Below are 22,539 nucleotides of genomic sequence, written 5' to 3' on the forward strand. Positions count from 1 at the left end.
GGGTTTTCCCGCAGTTCTGGCAGCAGCAGATGCGATGGTAAAAGCAGGAAGAGTTACCCTAGTGGGGTATATCAGAGTGGGTAGCGCTCGTTTTACAGTCAATATTCGCGGTGATGTTTCTGAAGTGAAAACCGCTATGGCTGCCGGTGTGGAAGCTGTGGAAAAGGTTCACGGCGGTACTTTGGAATCTTGGGTAATTATTCCTCGTCCCCATGAAAATGTGGAAGCAGTGTTACCAATTGCCTATACAGAGGCGGTTCAACAATATCGCGATTCTGTGGAAAATCCGATTATTGGAGCAGGTTACGGGCGTTAAATGTTACGGTCAAGAGAACGACCCTTGACTTGAGTGTGGGTGTGGTGATGCCAACTTTAAAACAGGGTTTCGAGGAGCATAATTTGATTATGGCCAAGGATGCGGCCAGCCTAGCAGAATATTGGCGCAATCGGCTGGCTGCTGAATCTCCAGAACAAAGTGAAGCGACTAGAGAAAGTATTGTTCTTTGGTTGCTGGGAGAAGATATCAACCGTTTTGAGCTACTAAATTCTAAAGAATTAGCGATCGCTAAACAAGCGATGGAATATCGCTGGCGGATTTTGCGTCAACGCTATTTAGGGATGGGGCGAGAACGTGCTTATCAACACCTGATCAGCCGATTGGGGGGTGTGGTGACATTAAGAAATAAAATTCAAACTTGGGTGGCTTTGAGTCGCGATCGCCAGCGTAGTGTAATTGATGTATTACAAGAAATCATCCAAGAACTACTACAAAATGATTCTTATATGCAGCAACAAATAAGCTGTATTACCGGAATTACCGATGATAGACGATTACGGGATACCCTATTGTTTGCTAGTATAGAAGAGTATTGTCTGCGTCCAGTCCGCAATCAACCCCTTTTGGCTTATCGCTTTGTCAACTATCTGCGTCGGATTCAAAGAGGGGGAGTCACCCAAGTACCAGCCAAGGACTTGATTAAACTGGTTTCTGACGAAGTGCTGACAGAAGATCATGAAAACCCAATTAATTTGTTGGATAATCAAGCGATCGCTCAATATCAAGAAACACAACATTTAGAAACGCAACAACTATTGCGTCAGTCTGTACAAGAGGAATTTGAAGAATATTTACGCCAAAATTTAGGACAACAAGCAGTAGATTGGTTACAATTGTATCTGCAAGGCAAATCTCAAGAAGAAATTGCCCAAAATCTCAATCAGCCGATCAAAGAAGTATATAGACTGCGAGAAAAAATTAGTTATCATGCTGTAAGGATTTTTGCTCTCAAGAATCAACCAGAGTTAGTAGATAATTGGTTGTCAATTTCCTTAGATGAACAAAACTTGGGGTTAACACCACGCAAATGGGAGCAACTAAATGAACAATTATCACCCGTAGGAAAACAAGTCCTAAAGCTGCGAAAAGCTGGAAATTCCATCGAAGCGATCGCCCAACAGCTAGAAATGAAAACCCATCAAGTTATGGGTGAATGGACTAAAATCTATCTTGCAGCCCAAAAATTAAGAGCGACAGATCTGGATTCTGTTATGTTGTAATTGAGATAGCGATCGCTAATCTGCCACCCCTAGAGTTATAATGTATAAATCATCTCATACAACCCACCCCCTACTATAAATTAGAGACTAAAAAATTAATACTGATCTGTCACAATCGTTAAGAGACTTGCTACGGCAATTTTCCTTAAATTTTAATCACCTGAAGTTATTCCTAGCCAATATTCCATGCAAATTGAGGTTTTTAGTGAAATTTTCCCCCTGTTGAGTACAGCCAATCCCCAAACTTTGGAATGGTTACTCAACATAGCAATTGAACATGAATATCCATCAGAACGAGCCGTTTTAATGGAAGACGCTTGGGGTAATGCGGTTTACTTTATAGTGTCAGGTTGGGTGAAAGTCCGACGTACCAAAGACGATGATTCTCTTGCTCTAGCAATTTTAGGTCGGGGCGACTTTTTTGGAGAAATGGCAGTTTTGGACGAATCACCCCGTTCAACTGATGTTATCGCCCTTTCTTCAGTTAAATTATTGAGTATTGCCAGAGAGCGTTTTATTCAAATTTTGTTTAAAGACCCGCAGTTACATCATCGGATGCTGCAATTGATGGTAAGGCGATTACGGCTAATTAACCAGCGTCTAGAAATGCGGTCTTCACCACCAGCAGTTAAACTCGCCCATACGTTAGTTAGTTTAAGTGATAGCTATGGTCAGGAATCAGCCGCCGGTAAAGAAATCTTTAAGATCCCTTTTAAGGATTTAGCCGAAGTTACCGAAATTAGCGTTCAAGAAACCACCCAAATTATTGAAAAACTCCAGGAAAAAGGATGGATTAACGTTGATCAGGCAAACAGCACCATTTATTTAGCCAACTATAAACAGTTGGTGAATTTAGCTAGTAAGTTTTAGTAAATTATGGTTTAGAGGAAAACCTGAAATAATTGCAAATTTATTCATTAATTGATTGAAACAGCTTGCCACCAGTTTCGGAGAGGATGATTTTTGGGTGGTTTATAACGTCCTTTAACCTGAATTGCATTGAGTACATTATGTAGTTTGGATAAATGGTTCAATTTCTGCCTGTTGTTCCTGACTGCGTTGATAAACTGCTCGAAACTGCACTTCAAAAGGTTGTATAACTGGACGTTGCCAAACAAAGTCACTCACAGAACGTCCGTAAGCACGAGCAAGTTTAATTAGTTCATTGGCTTTGAGACGGCGTTCTCCTTTTTCAATAGCGATCATGGTGGTGCGTGCAGCGTCAATAATCTTGGCTGCATCAGCTTGAGTCATGTTGCACTTTTTACGGGCTTGTTGTAAGAGTTCTCCCAATGTCCGCAGGTCAATGTTATCCAGGATGTTGGTAGTCATAATGTATTTATTTTGGACAATGTTAGATATTAATAATACTATTTTAGTTAAAATGTCAGATTTTTATATAGTTGACAAATGTATTACCTGTGAATATTATAGTTACAAGTGACTCACCTGTAACTACTTTAATTCATTATTAGTCAATCAGACTAATAAGAACGATAATTTAGGAGTAGTGAATCATGGTGAGATATGCCTTCCAAAAAACCGCAAATGACAATTCGCATAGAAGAAGATGAATATAAATACTTAGAGGATTGGGCTACTAGAGAGTTTCTCAGTGTTCCGCAATTGGCTAAGGTTATTGTCAAGAGAGCGATCGCACAAAATAAAAAATCTCAACAAGTAGAATCACCATGACAGACGAAGAAAAAATTTCCAGACACGCAGCAACAGACAGAGATAAATGTCAAGAAATGGCTGATAAATACGGATGGGAATTATTGAAAGTAGAACCTACTAATAATAAAATTCTCAAAGTGGATTGTGTGTTTGAAGGTGAAACAGAATTTCCTAATTATTATGAGGAATCAGAAAATGAGTAAATATATTATTTTCAAAGCAGATAAAGGACAGTTAGAAAACTGGGAAAAAATGTTACTATCTCATACTGGAGCTTGTACTGATATCTTAGCTGAACATTATGATGGTTCTAAAAAACCTATTCCCGAACCTGGTTATAGACTCAAGGAATTTCGTCAAATTGAAGAATATGTAGATCCTGAGTTTCCAGGTGCAAGTACACATTATAGGATTGGTGATTGGGAAGTTTCAAAGGTAGAAGAATATGTACCAGATTTACCTGTGGGTACTTTTGAATCAGTAGTTATTTGTTATTGTCGTTATTCTCCCATCAATACCCCATTAAAACCATTACCAAAAATCCAAGTGTCCCCCAGTATTAAAATAGAAGCGTGAATAGAAACCTGTGGGAAATTGTAGGTAAATGAAAGAGGCATTTTCATGTAAATCTCCCACATTTAGATTTTATTTTATAGAAAGTAATATATCTCTAATTGTTTCCTCAATAATTGAGATATCTAATTCTAATGAGTCACGTAAAATAGCCCATGTATCAACAGCTAATGATTCGAGAATATTCGTAAAATAATGAGATGCCATATAGCGGTTCTCGGCTGAGTGAAATACAAGAACCCCACCCCCAACCCCCTCCCCGCAAGCGAGGAGGGGGCTTATGATGTATCTCACCCAAGTGCATACCGCTATATTGGATTAACCTCATTGAAGTTTAGACAAGTATTAACATCACTTAATTATACAGACAAAACCCACCGAATTTACCATTAAGCAAAAGGTGGGTTAAAAAACGTAATTTATTCTTAGGAAATTCCATTCACTATTAATTATTTCGATATTACCGATTCCAAAGCCTGTTTAAAATCCTCCAAAGAATTAACTGTTACTGCCAATTTCAACATTTCATCCAAAATAGATAGATTAGAAATCTGAGATAGAGATACTATAATCTCTAACGAAACCTCACCTAGTCGAGTTTGTAAAACAGTTTTGACATTATCACGAGCCTTTTGTAATGCACCAATTTCTTTTCCAATCTCTTTACCGCGTTCTATTGCCATTTCTTCTGTTGGACTGATAAAAGGCATTTTTCTTTCCTCCTCTAAATTATTAAGTTGATTTAATAACTTTCGCTGTAATTGCTCAGGTAAAGTCATCATTTTGTCAATGATTTTAAAGAGTTTAACAATTTGTTGTTTTGTTAAACCTCTATCATAAAGTCCGCGAATTAATGTCCATTTCCATTGCTCCCGTTCTGATAAATTCCCAGTGGTTGCTTTAGTTTTCAAATGCGCCATTACTATGATAGCAAAGGGATTGTCACTTGATTCTAATTCCTGCCAACGTGATTCATAGTCCAGCAGTTTAGCAATGGGAAACTTAAGACTAACTTCACACCCCCCAAGGGAATAACCATAAGTGCTAGGTCGCCAATTATTCCTTTCATCACCTAGAACAGCTAGACTAACTACAGGTTTGTGATATAGATCAAAGGAACGGTAATTATAAATATACATCCGTTGCCCAAAATCTACTTCATATTGGCTTTGAATTTCCACATGAATTAATATCCAAACTTCTCGTTTGTCAAGTAACCAAACTTGATAAAGTTGATCAGCAATACGTTTGTCTGTCTCTGATGAAGCTGTAATTTCCTGTAATTCTTTATCAAGGGATTTAGGCGTTTGAGTCCAATCAATTAATTGATGGACTTCAGGAAAAAAGAATATTAAGAAGCTTTCAAAGTACTCGGTTAATGCTTCTTTCCAAGATTCATCATAATTGGCAGTTATTTCTTTCATAACAAAAATTTACGAATTACAAATTAGGAATTATTTTAATTTACTATTTCTTCTATTTCTCGAAAATAAGCTGGTCTAGGTGTGAGTTATCTAACCAATCTAGCATCCGCCGTTCTTTTTTCTTTCTTTCTTCCTCTTCACGCTAGAATTTCATGACTACACTAGAGGAATAGCAAAACCTGCTTAGTCCTTCACTTCTCAACTTTTGATAAATATCTGTTATTACCAATATTACCAAAAAGAGAGATTTTCTAATTCAAATCACCTTTTACCCCCAAATTTGGGGCTTTGTTGTCTCACCTCAACCGCTTATGAAGCTACGTTTTTATATGCTAATAGGTTTGTTTCTTAGCCTTATCCTTGGTATTTTGCCAATTTCCAGCGATTTGCTCAACGCTGCTACACCAGCAGTTACACCTGTTTCTGCACTCTCTTTCACCCAAGGCGTAAAAAAAACTGTGTTGGAAAATGGCTTAACTGTCCTAACTAAAGAAGTACATACCGCCCCCGTGGTTAGTGTGCAGGTTTGGTATAAAGTTGGTTCTCGCAACGAAGGAAAAGGAGAAAGTGGTATTTCTCACCAACTAGAACATTTAATGTTTAAAGGTACTTCTGAGCGTCCAGTGCAATTTGGGCGGTTATTTAGTGCTTTGGGTAGTCAATTCAATGCTTTTACTAGCTTTGACGAAACAGCTTATTTTGGGACAGTACAGCGAGATAAATTAGAGGCGCTGCTGACTCTGGAGAGCGATCGCATGAAAAATGCTTTAATTGAAACAGAGCAGCTAGATAGTGAAAAACGTGTAGTTATTTCTGAATTACAAGGGTATGAAAACTCACCTAGCTATCGGTTAGATCGGGCAGTACGAAAAGCCGCTTTTCCTAGTCACGCCTATGGTTTACCTGTAGGTGGCACAAAAGCAGATGTACAGGAATTTACTGTTGATCAGGTGCGAAACTATTACCAAACTTACTACACCCCAGAAAACGCTACTTTGGTAGTTACAGGAGATTTTACCACCGAACCGACACTAAAAGTCATTCAAGAAACCTTTGGCAAAATACCACCAAGACAACAAAAAGGTGCTAAAATTTCCCCTGTTGTTACGCCTGTGAGTATTGGTAAAAAAACGCCAATTGTACTCAAACAACCGGGAAGTGCAGCCATGTTACAAGCCATCTATCCCTTACCAGACATTAAACATCCTGATGTCCCAGCAATTGATGTGATGGATAATATTCTCACTGGTGGACGTAGTTCTCGGCTGTATCAGGCTTTGGTAGAATCGGGATTAGCTAGTTCAGCTAGTGGTACTGCAACTGAATTGATAGAACCGGGTTGGTATGAAATTAACGCTACAGCAGCACCCGGTCAAGATTTAAGTAAAATTGCTCAGGTAATTCAGGAAACTTTAACCAAACTGCAACAAGAACCAGTCACGACTCAAGAGTTAGACCGAGCTAAAACGCAAATGCAAGCCGGGTTCATCTTAAATAATCAGGATATCAGTAGTCAAGCCAGCCAGTTAGCCTATAGCCAAACAATTGCCGGAGATTATCATTTTATTGAAACATATTTGAGGGCGATCGCTCAACTTACTCCCCAAGATATCCAGCAAGTCGCCAAAAAATACCTTGACCCAACAAAACAAACCATCGGCTTTTTTGAACCAACCTTAGTAGATGGTGAAGCAGAAACTAGCGGTTTTTCTGGACGCATAGTAGAAAAGTTCAGTCCTGGCGAACCAGTAGATCCCGCAGAGTTGGCGAAATATTTGCCACAAACAAAATCAACAACCAACACCACTCAGCAATCTCTTCCCCAACAGTTTACCCTGATCAACGGCTTAAAAGTCCTACTATTACAAGATTCTAGCCTTCCCACCATTAACCTCAGTGGACAAATTAACGCCGGTAGCCAATTTGATGGAAATCAAAAAGCAGGATTAGCAACATTGACTGCTGGTAATTTAATGAATGGAACTAAAACTCAAGACGCTTTGACTTTAGCTCAAACCTTGGAAGATCGGGGAAGTTTTCTAGATTTTACTGCTAATCGTGAAGGTGTGGGTATTACTGGTCAAGGTTTAACAGCCAATTTACCAATTTTAATTCAAACTTTAGCAGATGTAGTTCAAAATGCCTCCTTCCCCACAGACCAGTTAGAACTGAGTCGTCAACGAGCATTAACTCATCTCAAAGTTGAGTTAGATGACCCCCGAACCTTGGGAAGACGGTTATTCCAGCAAGCAATTTACCCCAAAAATCACCCTTTTTATAGCTTTCCTACCCTAGAAACTTTAGAGAGTATTACTCGTGAAGACGTGGTTAGTTTTTATCAGCAACACTATCGACCAGACACAACAACACTCACCGTAGTCGGTGATTTTGAGCCTAAACAGGTGAGAAACTTATTAAATAGGGCTTTTGGGAATTGGAAACCCCAGGGACAAGCACCAACTTTAAATATACCAACCGTAAAAATTCCGGCAAATTCCACCAAATTCAAGGCTGTAATTCCTGGTAAAGCTGAATCTGTTACCTATTTGGGATATAATGGCATTTCTCGCACAGATCCCCGATATTATGCAGCATTAGTCCTAAATCAGATTTTGGGGGGTGATACATTATCCAGTCGGTTGGGAACAGAAGTGCGCGATCGCTTAGGATTGACCTATGGTATTTATAGTGGATTTGCTGCTGGAATCAATCCTGGACCCTTTTTAATTTCCATGCAGACTGCACCTGATGATACCCCAAAAGCGATCGCTAGTACAATAGCTTTACTACAACAACTGCGTCAACAAGGTATAACTCAAGCAGAACTAAACACAGCCAAACGTTCCATTACCAACAGTTACCCCGTAGACTTAGCCAATCCCAGCGAAGTCGCCAACATTATCTTAAATAATGCCATATTAGGCTTATCTTCCGCAGAAATCCGCGAATTTCCCCAACGCATTCAATCTGTCACCATGACTCAGATGAAACAAGTAATTGAAGACTTAATCAAACCAGAAAATCTAGTCATTGTTACCGCAGGTCCCCAAAGGTAGTTAACACACAAATTTCAGAACAGGATTTTTAACATGATAGGATGAACAGGACAGACCCCAATACTTCTCGGTTGAGCTAAAAACATTAAATCAGGTAGGTTGGGTTGACGTTAGGAAACCCAACATTTACGGGCTTTTGTTGGGTTGCGCTGTCGCTTAACCCAACCTACAAAAACTCTTAACCGACAAGTATTGGGACAGACCCAGGAATCATCAAACTTAATTCTGTTTATCCTTAAATCCTGATTTCCACCCTTTACAATTTCTTGACAGTTATCTGTAAAAACATCAAAGACAACTAAACAAACTCATGTTACTTTTATATTCTATATAGTCGTGTAATTACTACATCTTTCCTTAAAAGTGCTAAAATGATAAAACATGATGATACTATTTTTGAAGAAGTTTTCACTAAGATATCTCCAGAAATAGCAGATACCTTTACAAACGAACAATTAGAAGCAATAAAAACAGGTTTTAGCACTCATAGGTGGGTTCATCATCCTTCAGACCTGCGAATTTCAGTCCCCATTCCTGGACTCAAACTTTACCTCGTCATTTTAGCAGGACCAGAGCGTCGAAACAGTCAGATTACGCGATCTGAAAAGTCTTTAAATACCTTTTGGACTCCCAGCAATATCCTATTTTTCTTAATGGTTTTCATTATCCTGGCTATTTCTGGACTGACTACCTTCTCCTTTGTATTTTCCTCCTCTGGTATCTTACCCAAGTCCTTTTATCCCACATCAATTCCTTGGATTTACAAGCAATCGGAATGTGAACACACTGGTAGAAACTGGCGTAATGGAAAATGTTGGGATAATGAACACAGTCCGACATTTTAAAATTTAGGTTGATCAGCCAAAAATATGTTTATCAAACGCTTAATTAAAAAAAAATCGCCCCGGATAGATCCTTTTATCCGTACTTTTTTTGCTCGTATTCCTGTAAAAACAGCAGCAACTTTCACCAACGTTCAATTAGCAGAATTAAAACGAGTATTTAAACACTATATCATTCATACCCCTGGTGTCAACATTAGAGTTAATATTCCCTTTTCTAAAAAACGCTTTTATGTAACTTTGTTATTGAGCAAAAATAAATGATTTAGACTTTTTAATAGTAAGGTAGTCTAGGAAAAATATCAAGTGCTTAATTAGGGTTTGCGGAAAATTTTTTTCGTTAGGGCTAGGAGTCAGGAGTCAGGAGGAAGAATTAGAAGAAGAGAAGAACAGTATTAAATTTGGTCAAGTGATAGGTAAATGAACATTTTCAACGTTTATTCCTTGCACTTGATTCACATTTTTCACATCCAAACCCTTGATATATCTCAGTTTTAGCTTTATTTACCAAGACCTAATTAAAGATTGATAAAAATTTTCTAAAAACAATACCTTGTCCAAATTGAAAAAAGTGTTGATTTGTAGGTTGGGTTGAGGCACGAAACCCAACAAATGCGTCGGGTTGCGCTGTCGCTTAACCCAACCTACAAAAAATGGACAAGGTATTGTAAAAATAGAGTAATTTCTCATCCTCCAGAAGTATATCTAGCAAGTGTTTCACCCATATTTTATCCATTAAAGAGAAAATAAACTCGGTGCTAAACATTACAATTATAGTTTAAATGATGGAGTATTTCTCTATCTAATGGAGGAATAAACATAGAGGACATAAATAATAAATAATTAGATATTCCGATCACCTGACGAACTTAAACACCACATCCCCTCATTGATATTGGACAATGGGGGGATTTTTTTATAAAGGATACCAAATAGCCACAAAAATGATAAATTTATCTATCTAAAGGAGGACTTGATTAAACGCCTATAAATATTAAATATTAAGTAGCCCGATTACCCTACCGGACTTTAGCTCCAAATCCCCTCTTGTCATTACCCGATAAGGGGGGTTTTATTTTTTATGTTTTATTTTTTTATAACCCTTGGCTCAAAAATAAATATTCATTTGCGCGAATTGTCCCCAATCCGGTAAACTCAAAAGTGCCGCATTATTCTAGATCATGTCCGACTCCCAAACCGTCAGTGCTGCTGTTGCTAAACTCTACGATATCTACCCATTTCCGCCAGAACCCTTACTAGATGAACCACCACCGGGTTATAATTGGCGATGGAATTGGTTAGCCGCTTACAACTTCTGCACAGGGAGAAAACCACAAAACCAAAATATCCGCATTTTAGATGCTGGTTGTGGTTCCGGTGTGGGGACAGAATATTTAGTACATCTCAACCCCCAAGCCCAGGTAGTGGCGATTGATATCAGTAAAGGTACATTAGAAGTAGCCAAAGAACGCTGTCAACGTTCAGGTGCTGACCGGGTAGAGTTCCACCACCTCAGTTTGTACGACGTGGAACAGATTCCGGGGGAATTTGATTTTATTAACTCTGTGGGTGTGTTACATCACTTACCAGACCCAATTCGCGGTATTCAAGCCTTAGCCAAAAAATTAGCCCCTGGTGGCTTAATGCACATCTTTGTCTATGGGGAATTAGGACGCTGGGAAATTCAACTCATGCAAAGAGCGATCGCACTCCTCCAAGGTAACAGAAAAGGGGACTACCCCGATGGTGTGCAAATCGGTAGAAAATTATTTGCCTCTTTACCAGAAAATAACCGAATTGTCAAGCGAGAAAAAGAACGCTGGGCAATGGAAAACCACCGAGATGAATGTTTCGCCGATATGTACGTGCATCCCCAGGAAACAGACTACAATATTGATACACTATTTGAATTAATTGATGCTTCCGGTTTAGAATTTATTGGCTTCTCAAATCCCGGATTTTGGCAGTTAGAAAGACTATTAGACAAAGCACCAGAGTTAATAGAACGAGCAAAAGAATTGACCCAAAGAGAACGTTATCGACTGATAGAATTACTAGATCCAGAAGTTACCCATTACGAATTTTTCCTCGGTCGTCCACCCATTACTAAAATTGATTGGTCAGCAGATAACACCGTATTAGACGCAATTCCTGAACTTAACCCCTGCATAGATGGATTTCCCAGTCAAACTTTATTTAACTACGATTACCAAATTGTCAACCTATCACCAGCCGAGTTTGAATTTATGCAAAATTGTGATAGTAAATCCACTGTGTCTGACATTTTAACAAAGGTGGAACTGGGGTTAAATGAAGTGAGAAAACTCTTAAAACTACAGATGATTTTACTCACACCCAATTATAGTTAAAAAATTAAATTAATTAGTAGTCCTGCGAGTATTATTCTGCAAGTAAGTATTCCTATAGGTCTTTAATCTTGACTCTGGTATATTTTATGCTTTGCAGTTGGGCTTCTGATTGGGTGGTCATAACTATGTTTTAATAAACTTCGTCGTGGCTACCAATATTAACTAAAATAATTGTTTCATCTTGGATTAAAAACACGCAAATAATTCGATATTCATAGGTGAGACTGCATGAATAAAATTCGCTTAGTTCACCTTTTAATTTATGTGTTTTTAGTGAAGAATCAAATGGATCAGCTTTTAGCTTTTCTAAGACTTCTCCATATTTATCAACTAAATGAGGACGTTTTTTAAAGAATTTGCGTTCTTTCCGTATATAGTCATCATCTTTAACTAATTTCATCTTTTAAGTCTTGAATATATGTTCTGATATCGCCAATCTCACTAAAGCCAGATAAATCCCCCTGTTTGATTTTTTGTAAGGTTCTTAAACATTGATCTTTATCTATTTTTAGGTCTTCATCTTCCCTAGATTCTTCGGATATTTCGCTGTTAATTCCTAATCTAAAGTAGTGAATTAGCTCATATAGGGCTTGTAGTTTGGATTCAGGAATATATTGCAATTCGTTAATGATGTCATCTTTAATCATAATTAAGTACCTAGTTATTTGATGAATATGATTTTAATCATGCAAATCGTTTATTGGTAAAATATGAGAAGAAAATTCAAGTTCTACTTTTTGCAGCCATATTTTTAGTTTTTGATACCGTTCAGGTTGTGAGTCTTGGATTTTGCGAGATAGGTTTGAGATTGGGTGATTTTTCTATCAATTTTAATATAGGATAGATATAGTTTTAGCCTAATTTAGAGGTAAGTTATGGAAACTATTAGCATCAAGGTGGATTCAGAAGTTGCTAGGGCATATCAAAAAGCGAATTTAATAGAACGTCAAAAAATACAAATTATTATGAATGGATGGTTAAAACAAATTATGAATAGTCGTTCTTTAGAAGAAATTATTCAGGAGATGCAGGAACAAGCTCAAGGAAATGGCTTAACTCAGGAAATTCTAGACGAGATATTAAATAATGCTACCTAAGTCCAGATTTGTTATGCTTATTGCTCTCAAAATTAATTATAGTTAAGTTAACGCCTTTGGTTTTTGATCTTGTTTAATTGATGATTGTTCTATAAAATTTCTAAGTTTCCGAACAATTGGCAGACTTGTTAAGTCTTTTTCGTTCTGATTTAATTGAAATAGAAATTCTCTAACTGAGTTGAGAAGCTCTTGATAAAAGTAATTCTTCTTAAAGAAGAGTTCTTCTTTTCCGTAAGTAATCTTCAAACCTGGTAAAGTGTTTTCAAAAATAATCATCTCTGGTTCTTCAACTATTTCTAGAGTTAGTTTATCTTTTTTATTTAAACCTTGTAATCCATCAATTAAAACGTCAAACCACGAATCTAAATAAGTTGATTCTACGGTTAGTATGGTTTTACCATCTGTAATCGTCATATTACCCACAGGATCGTTAGAATCAATTACTTCTTGTTGATCAAGAGTAAAAGAAATATTCATATTTTTGAATTAATATCTAATGTGAACCGAACGTAACGCGCCCAAAAAGTTAAGAACAACTCTAACTGCGTTTATGCCAATTATAACCTCTTTTTCAAAAACCTGTCTACCAGTCGGAATACTAATTAAGTTTTCAGGGTTTTGACTAATGCTTTCTCCTAGTTTAATTAAATCATCAATAGTAATTGCTGGATCATATTTTTGAAATTCTGGTAGATGTTTATTTATATGTTTAATATTTCTTTTACTTAAATCAGAAATATTTTTCCTCCTTGTATAAGTATTTTACGTGCTTGTAATAGTAACAAGTAACATCTTTATTTTGTCTATTTTTCTTCTTTATAAAAATGTCAGGGTTGAAAAATTGAGATCACCATCCTATTACTAAGCATTTTATAACCCGTAAAAATACAGCTAACAACGTTTTTTATTTTATTCTCTTGTCTATAAATCAGGTTTAGCCTATGATATACGTGTAGTTTTTTTTTACAAGCAACTATCGTGAAATTAGCCACAAGACTCGGAATCGCAACTGTTGGTATAGCCTTAACAATGACCTTGACCGAAATTAAGCCCGCACAAGCCTTATTGTGGAACTGGTCATTTAATGGTGGTGATGAAGCTGGTACTTTTGAAACCAATGGTACTTTTGCTGATACCGCAGGTTCATCTAGCTTTAGGGTTGATCCTAGTACATTTAATGTCACCGCTTCCGCATTTGCGCCATCACTTGTAGGGGCAAATTTTGACACTCCAGAGACACAGAGTAGTGGGATACAATTTTTTGCGTGGGATGGTACTACTGTAACTACGTTCGCAAGAATTCGTGGAACCCCCGGTTTTAACGTCTTTGAGAGTAGCGATTTCGTTTATTCATTTACTACCTCTCCAAGTCCAATTGGACGATTAACGAATCGATTAACCTTTGAAACCACCGGTTCTCAACCTTTAACCTTAACTCCAATTGCTCCTACTCCAGTCCCCTTTGACTTTTCGCCCAACTTAGGGTTAGGATTAATTGGTGCTTACGCAGTGGGCAAAATAGCACTCAAGAAGATCAAACCATCTAAAACACCAATCAACGCATAGTCAAATTTCCAGTGGGGGTTTAGCAGTTCTGAACCCTCGTCTGCAACCATAATCTACCTTCCTTGTGTAATTATACTAAAAACGGCTTAATCATTTGATTCTGTGGGTAAGGTTTTAGCAGTGCTAAACCCATACAAATCTGGGTTTTTCGTAATTTTGTAAAAGTCTATATCCCAACCGTTTTTAGTATAAGTCAACATCTTTGGTTTTTGATCTTGTTTAATTGATGACTGTTCTATAAAATCCCTAAGTTTCTGAATTTGTCTATTTTTCTTCTTTATAAAAATGACAGCGTTAAAAAATTGAGATAAATAGACTTTTATTAAGCATTTTATAAGCTGCAAAAATACAGCTAACAACGTTTTTTATTTTATTCTCTTGTCTATAAATCAGGTTTAGCTTATGATATACGTGTAGTTTTTTTTACAGACAACCATCGTGAAATTAGCCACAAGACTCGGAATCGCAACTGTTGGCATAGCCTTGACTATGACCTTGACCGAAATTAAGCCCGCACAAGCCTTATTGTGGAACTGGTCTTTTAATAGTGGCGCTGAAGTCGGCACTTTTGAAACCAATGGTACTTTTGCAGATACTGCTGGCGCATTTAACTTTACCATTGATGTCACTAAATTTGATGTTACAGCTTCTGCCTTTGAACCATCTTTGGTGGGTGCAACTTTTACAGACATACAACCAACCCAGGGCTTTTTGTGGAATGGTACCACTGCAACTCAGTTTTATAGAGGTAGTGGCGGTCTTACGAATGGTAGCAATTTTTTATCTACTCCATACAGGGTGACTTTCGGAGTATCTGGTTCTCCAGTAGGGCAGACATCCAATGAAAGCACCCTCGCAGATAATGGTTTCACAGCTTTAACCTTAACTCCCAGTGCTGCTACTCCAGTCCCCTTTGAATTTTCGCCCAACTTAGGGTTAGGATTAATTGGTGCTTACGCAGTGGGCAAAATAGCACTCAAGAAGATCAAACCATCTAAAACGCTAATTAAAGCATAGTCAAATTTCCAGTAGGGGTTTAGCAGTGCTGAACCCTAGTCTGCTTGATACACCCTAAAATATGATCGCTCTAACTCCAAAAACTATAAATTATATTGTGATAGTCGAAAAAGCTGATAATAATCTATCGGCTTATGTGCCTGATTTATTGGGATGTGTGACTACTGGCGAATCAATTGCAAAAATTGAAAAAAATATTAAAGAAGCTATTATTGGACATTTAAAAGTAATGCGAGAATATGGTGATCCTATTCCTGAACCATCATCTATCTATGAACTTGATAGTCCTGTGAGTATTATTCTACAAGTAAGTATTCCTATAGGTCTTTAATCTTGACTCTTTATCCGTACTCGAAAGCAATTTCTTATCACCATCGCACTATTCACAGTTTGAGCGAGACTATTTGCCAGATATCCTCTAAAAGAAGCCTTGGCGACTGGAAATCGCGCGCCACTTGCTTTAAGTCGGGAAACCCGCCCAACGCAGTGGCTTGGCTACACGGGCAGTCCTACCTATTCCTGCGGTTCCGTAAGGGATACGTGGGTTAAAAACCTTGATTTTTTATTAGTCCACGAAGGTTGTTCATGCCATAATAGCCAACACTTTAGCAAAAATAGAGTTAGGCTTAAATTAGGGTAAGATATCTCCTCAAACAACACTCGTCTTACTCACCTTCTGGTAACTCTGTTAGCGATCGCCAAAAAGCCAAAAATAAGTTAATTGTTTTTTCCTAAAGGATTGTCACCGCGCCGTGATATCATTCAAGTGACTCAATATGCAGTCACGTTATATTAGCTGTACTGGTTTCAAGTGCCGTGAGCTTGTCAGAAGATTTGATTGTTCCCACTCCAACAACACCACAAGATGCTGAACCTGGTCTTGAAGAACAAGGAGAACCAGTAGACTCTTCTATGGAAGAGTTTTATCGACTCTATCAAGAGTTGATAATCATCACCCTTGTTTTAACAACGACCATCTTTGTATCCGTGTGGATTGCTTACTCCCTAAACATTGCCCTGAATTATTTGTTAGGGGCGTGTTCAGGTGTGCTTTACTTAAGAATGTTGGCGAAAGATGTTGAGCGATTGGGCAGAGAGAAACAATCACTGAGTAAAACTCGGTTAGCCTTATTAGTAGCCCTGATTTTACTAGCATCGCGGTGGAATCAACTGCAAATACTGCCCATATTTTTGGGATTTCTCACCTATAAAGCCACGCTCATCATCTACGTCGTTAGGGTGGCCGTTATCTCTGACTCAAGATAGCTCCGGTAAACTCAAAAGACTTACACAGGTTTTGCGAGAGGAATATCCACGCCGCAAAATTAGCTCCTCCTCTCCAGGTAATATTGGAGAAACGATTGAATTGGAAAGAAAATGCTGAATTTTCTGAACGTCTACTCTCTTCCACTTGCTGAATTGGAAGTGGGAAAACATCTGTACTGGCAAATAGGTAACTTGAAGCTACATGGCCAGGTGTTTCTCACCTCATGGTTTGTTATTGGCGTGCTAGTGCTAACTTCCGTCTTGGCAAGCAGTAATATCAAAAGGATTCCCAGCGGCCTACAGAACTTTATGGAGTATGCCCTGGAGTTCATTCGGGATTTGGCTAAAAACCAAATTGGCGAAAAAGAATATCGCCCTTGGGTGCCATTTGTCGGCACTTTGTTTTTGTTCATTTTTGTGTCAAATTGGTCAGGGGCGCTAGTTCCCTTTAAACTGATTCATCTGCCAGAAGGTGAACTCACAGCGCCCACAAGTGACATCAATACAACTGTTGCCTTAGCATTGTTGACATCATTAGCGTATTTTTACGCAGGATTCAGCAAAAAAGGATTGGGGTACTTTGGCAACTATGTTCAACCAGTTTCGTTCATGTTGCCCTTCAAGATTATTGAAGATTTCACCAAACCCCTTTCCCTAAGCTTCCGGTTATTCGGTAACATTTTAGCTGATGAATTGGTGGTAGGAGTGCTAGTGTTGCTAGTGCCTCTATTCGTCCCCCTACCAGTAATGGCTTTGGGACTATTTACCAGTGCCATTCAAGCACTAATTTTTGCCACCTTAGCTGCTGCTTACATCGGCGAAGCGATGGAAGATCATCATGGTGGTGAGGAGCATGAGGGACATCATTAAACCCCTCAGATGAAAGTGATTAGGTCAAAGGTAATAATTACCAGTCAACCGAAAACTGACAAATGACCAAAACCAGTATAGACATTCCGCAAGAATGTTTTTACAACTACAAAACCCATTCCACTCACTAAAGTAAGGAAAGAATATCATGGATCCATTAGTTTCCGCCGCTTCCGTTATCGCTGCTGCTCTTGCTGTTGGTTTGGCTGCAATCGGACCTGGTATTGGTCAAGGTAATGCTGCTGGACAAGCTGTAGAAGGTATTGCTCGTCAACCAGAAGCAGAAGGCAAAATTCGCGGTACATTGCTATTGAGCTTGGCATTCATGGAAGCATTAACCATCTACGGTCTAGTAGTTGCGCTAGTGCTATTGTTTGCTAACCCCTTCGCTTAATTTTAGTCACAAGTAGGGGCGGACAGAATTGTGGCGAATATAATTCACGTCTACACAAACAAAGTCCGCCTGGGCGGACTAATAAAAAACCAAGAGCTTGAAACTCAGGCAACATTTGGTTTTTAACTGTGTGGGGAGATTTTTAGCCACCGATTTGATCTTGTCTAAACAAGGAGTTCGTCCCTACTAAAATAGTAGATAGGAAAAAGCAAACATGACACACTGGATCACCTTATTGGCTGTAGAAGAAGTTGCCAAAGAAGGGGGACTGTTTGATCTAGATGCCACCCTGCCTTTAATGGCAATTCAGTTTCTAGTTTTAGCCCTAATATTGAACGCAACACTTTACAAGCCACTAGGCAATGCAATTGATGGACGGAATGAATACATCCGTAACAATCAATTAGAAGCAAAAGAACGCTTGTCAAAAGTCGAAAAATTAGCAGAGCAGTATGAGCAAGATTTAGCGGGTGCTAGACGACAAGCTCAAACAATAGTTGCTGATGCTCAAGCTGAAGGACAAAAAATTGCTGGACAGAAAATTGCCGCCGCGCAACAAGAAGCCCAAGCAAAGAAAGAACAGGCTGCTAGTGAAATAGAGCAGCAAAAACAACAAGCTTTGGCTTCTTTAGAAGCACAAGTTGATGCCCTCAGTCGCCAAATGCTAGAGAAGCTTTTAGGGGCTGATTTAGTCAACCAACGCTAAAGTTGGAAACGTTAATGGACATTGTAAAGACGCTATAGCAGGAGTCAGGAGTCAGGATTCAGAAGTCAGGAGTAAAAGTATGTTGCTGTATGACTTTTAAGTAAATTCTGTATCTGATTCAAGTGCATACCACTATAACGTCAAATAATGTTAAGCAATGGCCGCGCAGTTGTGGATGAAAAATCATGGGGACTTTTTTACTGTTGATGGCCGAAGCCAGCACCGTTGCCGGTGAATTGGCCGAAGGAGCAGGGGAAGGAGGGTTCAGTCTAAACACAAATATTTTAGACGCTAACCTAATCAACCTGGCCATTATTATTACTGTGCTGTTTGTATTTGGGCGAAAAGTGGTGGGTAATACCCTGCAAACTCGTCGAGAAAATATTGAAACAGCAATTAAGAGTGCAGAGCAAAGAGCCAAGGATGCAGCCGATAAATTGAAACAGGCGCAGACCAACTTGGAACAAGCTAGTGCAGAAGCGGAAAGAATTAAAAAAGCAGCCCAAGACAATGCTCAAGCTGCTAAAGAAGCAATCTTGGCACAGGCGGCTGTGGATATTGAACGGATGCAAGAAGCGGGGGCTGCTGACTTGAGTGCGGAATTGGATAGAGCGATCGCTCAATTACGTCAAAAAGTCGTTGCTCAAGCACTGCAAAAGGTTGAAGCCCAACTCAAGAGCGGAATTGCTGACGATGCTCAACAAGTTTTGATTGAACGCAGCATCGCACAATTGGGAGGAAATTGATGAAAAGTAATGCAGCAACTGCCGAAATAGCCCAGCCTTACTCACAGGCTTTGTTGTCTCTGGCGCAATCCAAAAACTTAACAGAAGATTTTGGCACAGATGCGCGTACTTTCCTCGGCTTAATGGCGGGTAACAAAGAACTTGAGGGTTTTTTGTCCAACCCCTTTATTCAGGCTGAAAACAAGAAAGCTCTACTCAGACAAGTTCTTGGGGAAAACGTTAGTCCCTACCTGCGTAACTTTTTGTTACTACTGGTTGACAGAAGACGCATTGCTTTCTTGGAAGCAATATTACAGCAGTATTTGGTATTGTTGCGGCAGTTAAATCAAACCGTCTTAGCAGAGGTTACTTCTGCGGTTGCTTTAACAGAAGCTCAACAGCAAGCAATCACCGAAAAGGTGATCGGCATTACCAATGCTCGCCAAGTAGAACTGGAAACGAAGATAGACACCGACTTAATTGGTGGTGTGATTATCAAAGTAGGATCTCAAGTGATTGATGCTAGTTTACGGGGTCAATTGCGTCGCCTTTCTTTGAGTTTAAGCAGTAACTAAAAAATTGGGGACTAGGTAAGATTTTTACCAACTACCAATCATTAATTAAGTTCTTCCGCAACAAAAGCACAGACAAATGAGCATTTCCATTAGACCTGACGAAATCAGCAGCATTATTCAACAACAAATCGAGCAATACGACCAAGAGGTTAAAGTTGCTAACGTTGGTACTGTACTGCAAGTTGGTGACGGTATTGCCCGGATCTATGGTTTAGAAAAGGCCATGGCTGGGGAACTTTTACAATTTGAAGACGGCACAATCGGCATCGCCCAAAACTTAGAAGAAGATAACGTGGGCGCGGTGTTGATGGGTGAAGGACGGGAAATTCAAGAAGGTAGCTCTGTAACTGCTACTGGTAGAATTGCTCAAGTTCCCGTAGGTGAAGCCTTAGTTGGTCGCGTTGTCGATGCTTTGGGTCGCCCCATTGATGGTAAAGGCGATTTGAAAACCACAGAAACCCGGTTGATTGAATCTCCAGCCCCTGGGATTATTGGCCGGAAGTCTGTACATGAACCAATGCAAACCGGTATCACCGCTATTGACTCGATGATTCCCATCGGTCGTGGTCAACGGGAATTGATTATTGGCGATCGCCAAACCGGAAAAACAGCGATCGCGATCGACACAATCATCAACCAAAAAGGTGAAGATGTAGTTTGCGTTTACGTGGCGATCGGTCAAAAAGCTTCCACCGTTGCTAACGTAGTTCAAACTTTACAACAAAAAGGCGCGATGGACTACACCGTAGTCGTAGCCGCTAACGCCAGTGACCCAGCTACCCTACAATACCTAGCTCCTTACACAGGTGCAACCATCGCCGAATACTTCATGTATAAAGGCAAAGCCACCTTAGTAATATACGACGATCTTTCCAAGCAAGCACAAGCTTATCGCCAAATGTCCTTGCTACTCCGTCGTCCACCAGGACGGGAAGCATACCCCGGAGACGTATTCTACATCCACTCCCGCCTATTGGAACGTGCCGCTAAATTGAGCGACGAATTGGGCAAAGGCAGCATGACCGCCTTACCAATCATCGAAACCCAAGCAGGTGACGTATCCGCATACATTCCTACCAACGTAATTTCCATCACCGACGGTCAGATATTCTTGTCTTCCGACTTGTTTAACTCTGGTATCCGTCCGGCTGTAAACCCCGGTATCTCAGTATCCCGCGTCGGTTCTGCTGCTCAAACCAAGGCAATGAAAAAAGTTGCCGGTAAAATTAAATTGGAATTGGCACAGTTTGACGACTTGCAAGCATTCGCCCAATTTGCTTCTGACTTAGACAAAGCTACCCAAGATCAGTTGGCGCGTGGTGTCCGCTTACGGGAACTCTTGAAGCAACCACAAAACGACCCCCTCACCGTAGCAGAACAAGTAGCAATTCTTTACGCTGGTATTAACGGCTATTTAGATGATATTGCTGCCAATAAAGTCACCGTCTTCGCCAAAGGTCTACGGGATTACTTGAAGACCGTCAACACCCAATATTTCCAAGCAGTACAAAGCAAAAAAGTCCTGGGTGAAGAAGAAGAAGCAGCTTTGAAAGCAGCACTAACCGAGTTCAAAAAGACCTTCCAAGCTACGGCGTAACAAAATCGGATTATGGCTAATCTCAAAGCAATACGCGATCGCATTCAGTCGGTCAAAAACACCAAAAAAATCACAGAAGCCATGCGGCTAGTAGCGGCGGCCAGAGTACGTCGCGCCCAAGAACAGGTGATTGCCACCCGTCCCTTTGCTGACCGCTTGGCACAAGTATTATACGGCTTACAAACTCGGCTGCGGTTTGAAGATGTAGACCTGCCACTGCTGAAAAAACGGGAAGTTAAAACAGTAGGATTATTGGTTATTTCCGGTGACAGAGGACTGTGTGGTGGTTACAACTCCAACGTGATTCGTCGGGCAGAAAATCGCGCCAAGGAAATCAAAGCCGAAGGTCTAGACTACCAATTTGTATTAGTTGGCCGCAAAGCCACCCAATACTTTCAACGTCGCAACCAACCCATTGATGCCACATATAGCGGTTTGGAACAAATTCCCACCGCCGCCGAAGCAACGGAAATTGCTGATCAACTACTTTCTTTGTTCCTCTCAGAAAAAGTTGACCGCATCGAGCTAGTCTACACCAGATTCGTTTCTCTAGTTAGTTCTCGCCCTGTGGTACAAACTTTGCTACCCCTTGATCTTCAAGGTTTAGAAGCAGCAGATGACGAGATATTCCGGTTGACAACTCGTGGTGGTCAATTTGAAGTAGAACGGCAGAAAGTCACCAGTCAAGTCCGTCCTTTACCTCGTGACATGATTTTTGAACAAGATCCAGTCCAAATCCTGGATTCTCTGTTACCCCTGTATCTGAGTAATCAGCTATTACGGGCATTACAAGAATCAGCCGCCAGTGAACTAGCAGCGCGGATGACTGCAATGAGTAACGCTAGTGAAAACGCCGGGGAATTGATTAAAAGTCTTTCCTTGTCTTACAACAAAGCCCGTCAAGCCGCAATTACCCAGGAACTCCTGGAAGTTGTTGGTGGTGCTGAAGCGTTGACTTAATTTGTTAATTGGTGATTGGTAATTGGTGAAATTAACCATAACCAATCATCAGTTATTTTCAACTTTTACTAATTAACCTATATTCCGCAGATTTGATTCAGATTATTGATATTTTTAAAAAATTCCAATCAGAAAAATTTTATCTACCTAAAGGGCTAGTACGGCAGGGTGGAAGTTAAAAGTCATAGACAAGTAAGCGTTTTCCGGTAGGGTTTTTAGCGATTGGGTTAGTTTGCTGGCTTGATTTAGGCCGCGATGTACTAGACCC

27 protein-coding genes are annotated in these 22,539 nt (G+C 39.6%); 22 read left to right on the forward strand and 5 right to left on the reverse strand.

Annotation, left to right across the window (positions count from 1 at the left end; translation table 11 throughout):
• The 3 genes from VB711_RS24175 to VB711_RS24185 form a co-directional block, all read left to right on the forward strand.
• The coding region (locus VB711_RS24175; RefSeq protein WP_323288958.1) for a carbon dioxide-concentrating mechanism protein CcmK at positions 1-316 on the forward strand (316 nt) is incomplete at its 5' end.
• A gap of 35 nt (positions 317-351) precedes the next feature.
• On the forward strand, positions 352-1,557 hold the full coding sequence (locus VB711_RS24180) for a HetZ-related protein 2 (RefSeq protein ID WP_323288986.1): 1,206 nt from the start codon (positions 352-354) through the stop codon (positions 1,555-1,557).
• 186 nt (positions 1,558-1,743) lie between these two features.
• A complete protein-coding gene (locus tag VB711_RS24185) occupies positions 1,744-2,427 on the forward strand; it encodes a Crp/Fnr family transcriptional regulator (RefSeq protein ID WP_323288959.1) in 684 nt (227 codons plus the stop codon).
• 138 nt (positions 2,428-2,565) lie between these two features.
• On the opposite strand, the gene VB711_RS24190 is transcribed toward VB711_RS24185, so the two are convergent.
• Positions 2,566-2,889: a helix-turn-helix transcriptional regulator gene (locus VB711_RS24190; protein ID WP_323288960.1), complete on the reverse strand. Its 324-nt coding sequence runs from the start codon at positions 2,887-2,889 to the stop codon at positions 2,566-2,568.
• 195 nt (positions 2,890-3,084) lie between these two features.
• On the opposite strand from VB711_RS24190, the gene VB711_RS24195 reads away from it, so the two are divergent.
• The 3 genes from VB711_RS24195 to VB711_RS24205 are packed head-to-tail and all read left to right on the forward strand — an operon-like array spanning position 3,085 to position 3,810.
• On the forward strand, positions 3,085-3,252 hold the full coding sequence (locus VB711_RS24195; RefSeq protein ID WP_323288961.1) for a hypothetical protein: 168 nt from the start codon (positions 3,085-3,087) through the stop codon (positions 3,250-3,252).
• Positions 3,249-3,437, forward strand: coding sequence for a hypothetical protein (locus VB711_RS24200; protein WP_323288963.1), 189 nt, complete (start codon positions 3,249-3,251; stop codon positions 3,435-3,437). Before VB711_RS24195 ends, VB711_RS24200 begins: the two co-directional genes overlap by 4 nt.
• Positions 3,430-3,810 (forward strand): hypothetical protein, encoded by a 381-nt coding sequence (locus VB711_RS24205; protein WP_323288964.1) that lies wholly within the window; start codon positions 3,430-3,432, stop codon positions 3,808-3,810. The genes VB711_RS24200 and VB711_RS24205 overlap by 8 nt, the downstream gene beginning before the upstream one ends.
• 446 nt (positions 3,811-4,256) lie before the next feature.
• Here VB711_RS24205 and VB711_RS24210 read toward each other — a convergent pair whose 3' ends face one another.
• Positions 4,257-5,231 (reverse strand): hypothetical protein, encoded by a 975-nt coding sequence (locus tag VB711_RS24210; RefSeq protein ID WP_323288965.1) that lies wholly within the window; start codon positions 5,229-5,231, stop codon positions 4,257-4,259.
• A gap of 311 nt (positions 5,232-5,542) precedes the next feature.
• Between VB711_RS24210 and VB711_RS24215 the strand changes: the two genes are divergently transcribed.
• The 4 genes from VB711_RS24215 (at position 5,543) to VB711_RS24230 (ending at position 11,498) form a co-directional block, all read left to right on the forward strand.
• Positions 5,543-8,287, forward strand: coding sequence for a pitrilysin family protein (locus VB711_RS24215; protein ID WP_323288966.1), 2,745 nt, complete (start codon positions 5,543-5,545; stop codon positions 8,285-8,287).
• Positions 8,288-8,658: 371 nt separating this feature from the next.
• A complete protein-coding gene (locus VB711_RS24220) occupies positions 8,659-9,132 on the forward strand; it encodes a hypothetical protein (RefSeq protein WP_323288967.1) in 474 nt (157 codons plus the stop codon).
• A 24-nt stretch (positions 9,133-9,156) separates the two neighbouring features.
• Positions 9,157-9,393: a hypothetical protein gene (locus VB711_RS24225; protein ID WP_323288968.1), complete on the forward strand. Its 237-nt coding sequence runs from the start codon at positions 9,157-9,159 to the stop codon at positions 9,391-9,393.
• Positions 9,394-10,310: 917 nt separating this feature from the next.
• Entirely contained in the window at positions 10,311-11,498 is a 1,188-nt protein-coding gene (locus VB711_RS24230) for a class I SAM-dependent methyltransferase (RefSeq protein ID WP_323288969.1), read from the forward strand.
• A gap of 130 nt (positions 11,499-11,628) precedes the next feature.
• Here the strand turns inward: VB711_RS24230 and VB711_RS24235 are convergent, their stop codons facing one another.
• Entirely contained in the window at positions 11,629-11,898 is a 270-nt protein-coding gene (locus VB711_RS24235) for a type II toxin-antitoxin system mRNA interferase toxin, RelE/StbE family (protein ID WP_323288970.1), read from the reverse strand.
• Entirely contained in the window at positions 11,885-12,145 is a 261-nt protein-coding gene (locus VB711_RS24240) for a hypothetical protein (protein WP_323288971.1), read from the reverse strand. Before VB711_RS24240 ends, VB711_RS24235 begins: the two co-directional genes overlap by 14 nt.
• Before the next feature lie 228 nt (positions 12,146-12,373).
• Between VB711_RS24240 and VB711_RS24245 the strand changes: the two genes are divergently transcribed.
• Positions 12,374-12,595, forward strand: coding sequence for a hypothetical protein (locus tag VB711_RS24245; RefSeq protein WP_323288972.1), 222 nt, complete (start codon positions 12,374-12,376; stop codon positions 12,593-12,595).
• Positions 12,596-12,637: 42 nt separating this feature from the next.
• On the opposite strand, the gene VB711_RS24250 is transcribed toward VB711_RS24245, so the two are convergent.
• Positions 12,638-13,072, reverse strand: a complete 435-nt coding sequence (locus VB711_RS24250) for a hypothetical protein (protein WP_323288973.1) — start codon at positions 13,070-13,072, stop codon at positions 12,638-12,640.
• Between the two features lie 501 nt (positions 13,073-13,573).
• Here VB711_RS24250 and VB711_RS24255 point away from each other — a divergent pair.
• The 11 genes from VB711_RS24255 to VB711_RS24305 all read left to right on the forward strand — a co-directional run bounded on the left by VB711_RS24255 (position 13,574) and on the right by VB711_RS24305 (position 22,271).
• Positions 13,574-14,161: a hypothetical protein gene (locus VB711_RS24255; RefSeq protein WP_323288974.1), complete on the forward strand. Its 588-nt coding sequence runs from the start codon at positions 13,574-13,576 to the stop codon at positions 14,159-14,161.
• 438 nt (positions 14,162-14,599) lie between these two features.
• Positions 14,600-15,178, forward strand: a complete 579-nt coding sequence (locus VB711_RS24260; protein ID WP_323288975.1) for a hypothetical protein — start codon at positions 14,600-14,602, stop codon at positions 15,176-15,178.
• Positions 15,179-15,239: 61 nt separating this feature from the next.
• The gene (locus VB711_RS24265; protein WP_323288976.1) at positions 15,240-15,509 is read left to right on the forward strand and encodes a type II toxin-antitoxin system HicB family antitoxin; all 270 of its coding nucleotides are present in this window, start codon (positions 15,240-15,242) and stop codon (positions 15,507-15,509) included.
• Between the two features lie 485 nt (positions 15,510-15,994).
• Entirely contained in the window at positions 15,995-16,444 is a 450-nt protein-coding gene (locus VB711_RS24270; RefSeq protein ID WP_323288977.1) for an ATP synthase subunit I, read from the forward strand.
• Between the two features lie 111 nt (positions 16,445-16,555).
• On the forward strand, positions 16,556-17,314 hold the full coding sequence (gene atpB / locus VB711_RS24275) for a F0F1 ATP synthase subunit A (RefSeq protein WP_323288978.1): 759 nt from the start codon (positions 16,556-16,558) through the stop codon (positions 17,312-17,314).
• A gap of 148 nt (positions 17,315-17,462) precedes the next feature.
• Entirely contained in the window at positions 17,463-17,708 is a 246-nt protein-coding gene (atpE, locus tag VB711_RS24280) for an ATP synthase F0 subunit C (protein ID WP_015206126.1), read from the forward strand.
• 214 nt (positions 17,709-17,922) lie between these two features.
• A complete protein-coding gene (locus VB711_RS24285; protein ID WP_323288980.1) occupies positions 17,923-18,414 on the forward strand; it encodes a F0F1 ATP synthase subunit B' in 492 nt (163 codons plus the stop codon).
• A 185-nt stretch (positions 18,415-18,599) separates the two neighbouring features.
• On the forward strand, positions 18,600-19,160 hold the full coding sequence (locus VB711_RS24290) for a F0F1 ATP synthase subunit B (protein ID WP_323288982.1): 561 nt from the start codon (positions 18,600-18,602) through the stop codon (positions 19,158-19,160).
• A complete protein-coding gene (gene atpH, locus VB711_RS24295; protein WP_323288983.1) occupies positions 19,160-19,714 on the forward strand; it encodes an ATP synthase F1 subunit delta in 555 nt (184 codons plus the stop codon). Before VB711_RS24290 ends, atpH begins: the two co-directional genes overlap by 1 nt.
• Before the next feature lie 76 nt (positions 19,715-19,790).
• Complete coding sequence (gene atpA, locus VB711_RS24300; RefSeq protein WP_323288984.1) at positions 19,791-21,311, forward strand: F0F1 ATP synthase subunit alpha; 1,521 nt, start codon at positions 19,791-19,793, stop codon at positions 21,309-21,311.
• 12 nt (positions 21,312-21,323) lie between these two features.
• Positions 21,324-22,271 carry a F0F1 ATP synthase subunit gamma gene (locus VB711_RS24305; protein ID WP_323288985.1) on the forward strand — a complete coding sequence of 316 codons (948 nt, stop codon included), beginning with the start codon at positions 21,324-21,326 and terminating at the stop codon, positions 22,269-22,271.
• Positions 22,272-22,539: the final 268 nt, after the last annotated feature.

Source organism: Cronbergia sp. UHCC 0137 (assembly GCF_034932285.1).
Classification (GTDB): Bacteria; Cyanobacteriota; Cyanobacteriia; order Cyanobacteriales; family Nostocaceae; genus Cronbergia.

What these genes read in the sequence shown, in the direction of transcription:
- VB711_RS24305 (WP_323288985.1), top strand. Translation starts at nt 21,324, where the DNA reads ATGGCTAATCTCAAAGCAATACGCGATCGCATTCAGTCGGTCAAAAAC.
- VB711_RS24235 (WP_323288970.1), bottom strand. Translation starts at nt 11,898, where the DNA reads ATGAAATTAGTTAAAGATGATGACTATATACGGAAAGAACGCAAATTC.
- VB711_RS24200 (WP_323288963.1), top strand. Translation starts at nt 3,249, where the DNA reads ATGACAGACGAAGAAAAAATTTCCAGACACGCAGCAACAGACAGAGAT.
- VB711_RS24190 (WP_323288960.1), bottom strand. Translation starts at nt 2,889, where the DNA reads ATGACTACCAACATCCTGGATAACATTGACCTGCGGACATTGGGAGAA.
- VB711_RS24265 (WP_323288976.1), top strand. Translation starts at nt 15,240, where the DNA reads ATGATCGCTCTAACTCCAAAAACTATAAATTATATTGTGATAGTCGAA.
- VB711_RS24220 (WP_323288967.1), top strand. Translation starts at nt 8,659, where the DNA reads ATGATAAAACATGATGATACTATTTTTGAAGAAGTTTTCACTAAGATA.
- VB711_RS24215 (WP_323288966.1), top strand. Translation starts at nt 5,543, where the DNA reads ATGAAGCTACGTTTTTATATGCTAATAGGTTTGTTTCTTAGCCTTATC.
- VB711_RS24205 (WP_323288964.1), top strand. Translation starts at nt 3,430, where the DNA reads ATGAGTAAATATATTATTTTCAAAGCAGATAAAGGACAGTTAGAAAAC.
- VB711_RS24225 (WP_323288968.1), top strand. Translation starts at nt 9,157, where the DNA reads ATGTTTATCAAACGCTTAATTAAAAAAAAATCGCCCCGGATAGATCCT.
- VB711_RS24185 (WP_323288959.1), top strand. Translation starts at nt 1,744, where the DNA reads ATGCAAATTGAGGTTTTTAGTGAAATTTTCCCCCTGTTGAGTACAGCC.
- VB711_RS24290 (WP_323288982.1), top strand. Translation starts at nt 18,600, where the DNA reads ATGGGGACTTTTTTACTGTTGATGGCCGAAGCCAGCACCGTTGCCGGT.
- VB711_RS24250 (WP_323288973.1), bottom strand. Translation starts at nt 13,072, where the DNA reads ATGAATATTTCTTTTACTCTTGATCAACAAGAAGTAATTGATTCTAAC.
- VB711_RS24245 (WP_323288972.1), top strand. Translation starts at nt 12,374, where the DNA reads ATGGAAACTATTAGCATCAAGGTGGATTCAGAAGTTGCTAGGGCATAT.
- atpH (WP_323288983.1), top strand. Translation starts at nt 19,160, where the DNA reads ATGAAAAGTAATGCAGCAACTGCCGAAATAGCCCAGCCTTACTCACAG.
- atpE (WP_015206126.1), top strand. Translation starts at nt 17,463, where the DNA reads ATGGATCCATTAGTTTCCGCCGCTTCCGTTATCGCTGCTGCTCTTGCT.
- atpA (WP_323288984.1), top strand. Translation starts at nt 19,791, where the DNA reads ATGAGCATTTCCATTAGACCTGACGAAATCAGCAGCATTATTCAACAA.
- VB711_RS24195 (WP_323288961.1), top strand. Translation starts at nt 3,085, where the DNA reads ATGCCTTCCAAAAAACCGCAAATGACAATTCGCATAGAAGAAGATGAA.
- VB711_RS24210 (WP_323288965.1), bottom strand. Translation starts at nt 5,231, where the DNA reads ATGAAAGAAATAACTGCCAATTATGATGAATCTTGGAAAGAAGCATTA.
- VB711_RS24230 (WP_323288969.1), top strand. Translation starts at nt 10,311, where the DNA reads ATGTCCGACTCCCAAACCGTCAGTGCTGCTGTTGCTAAACTCTACGAT.
- VB711_RS24240 (WP_323288971.1), bottom strand. Translation starts at nt 12,145, where the DNA reads ATGATTAAAGATGACATCATTAACGAATTGCAATATATTCCTGAATCC.
- atpB (WP_323288978.1), top strand. Translation starts at nt 16,556, where the DNA reads ATGCTGAATTTTCTGAACGTCTACTCTCTTCCACTTGCTGAATTGGAA.
- VB711_RS24285 (WP_323288980.1), top strand. Translation starts at nt 17,923, where the DNA reads ATGACACACTGGATCACCTTATTGGCTGTAGAAGAAGTTGCCAAAGAA.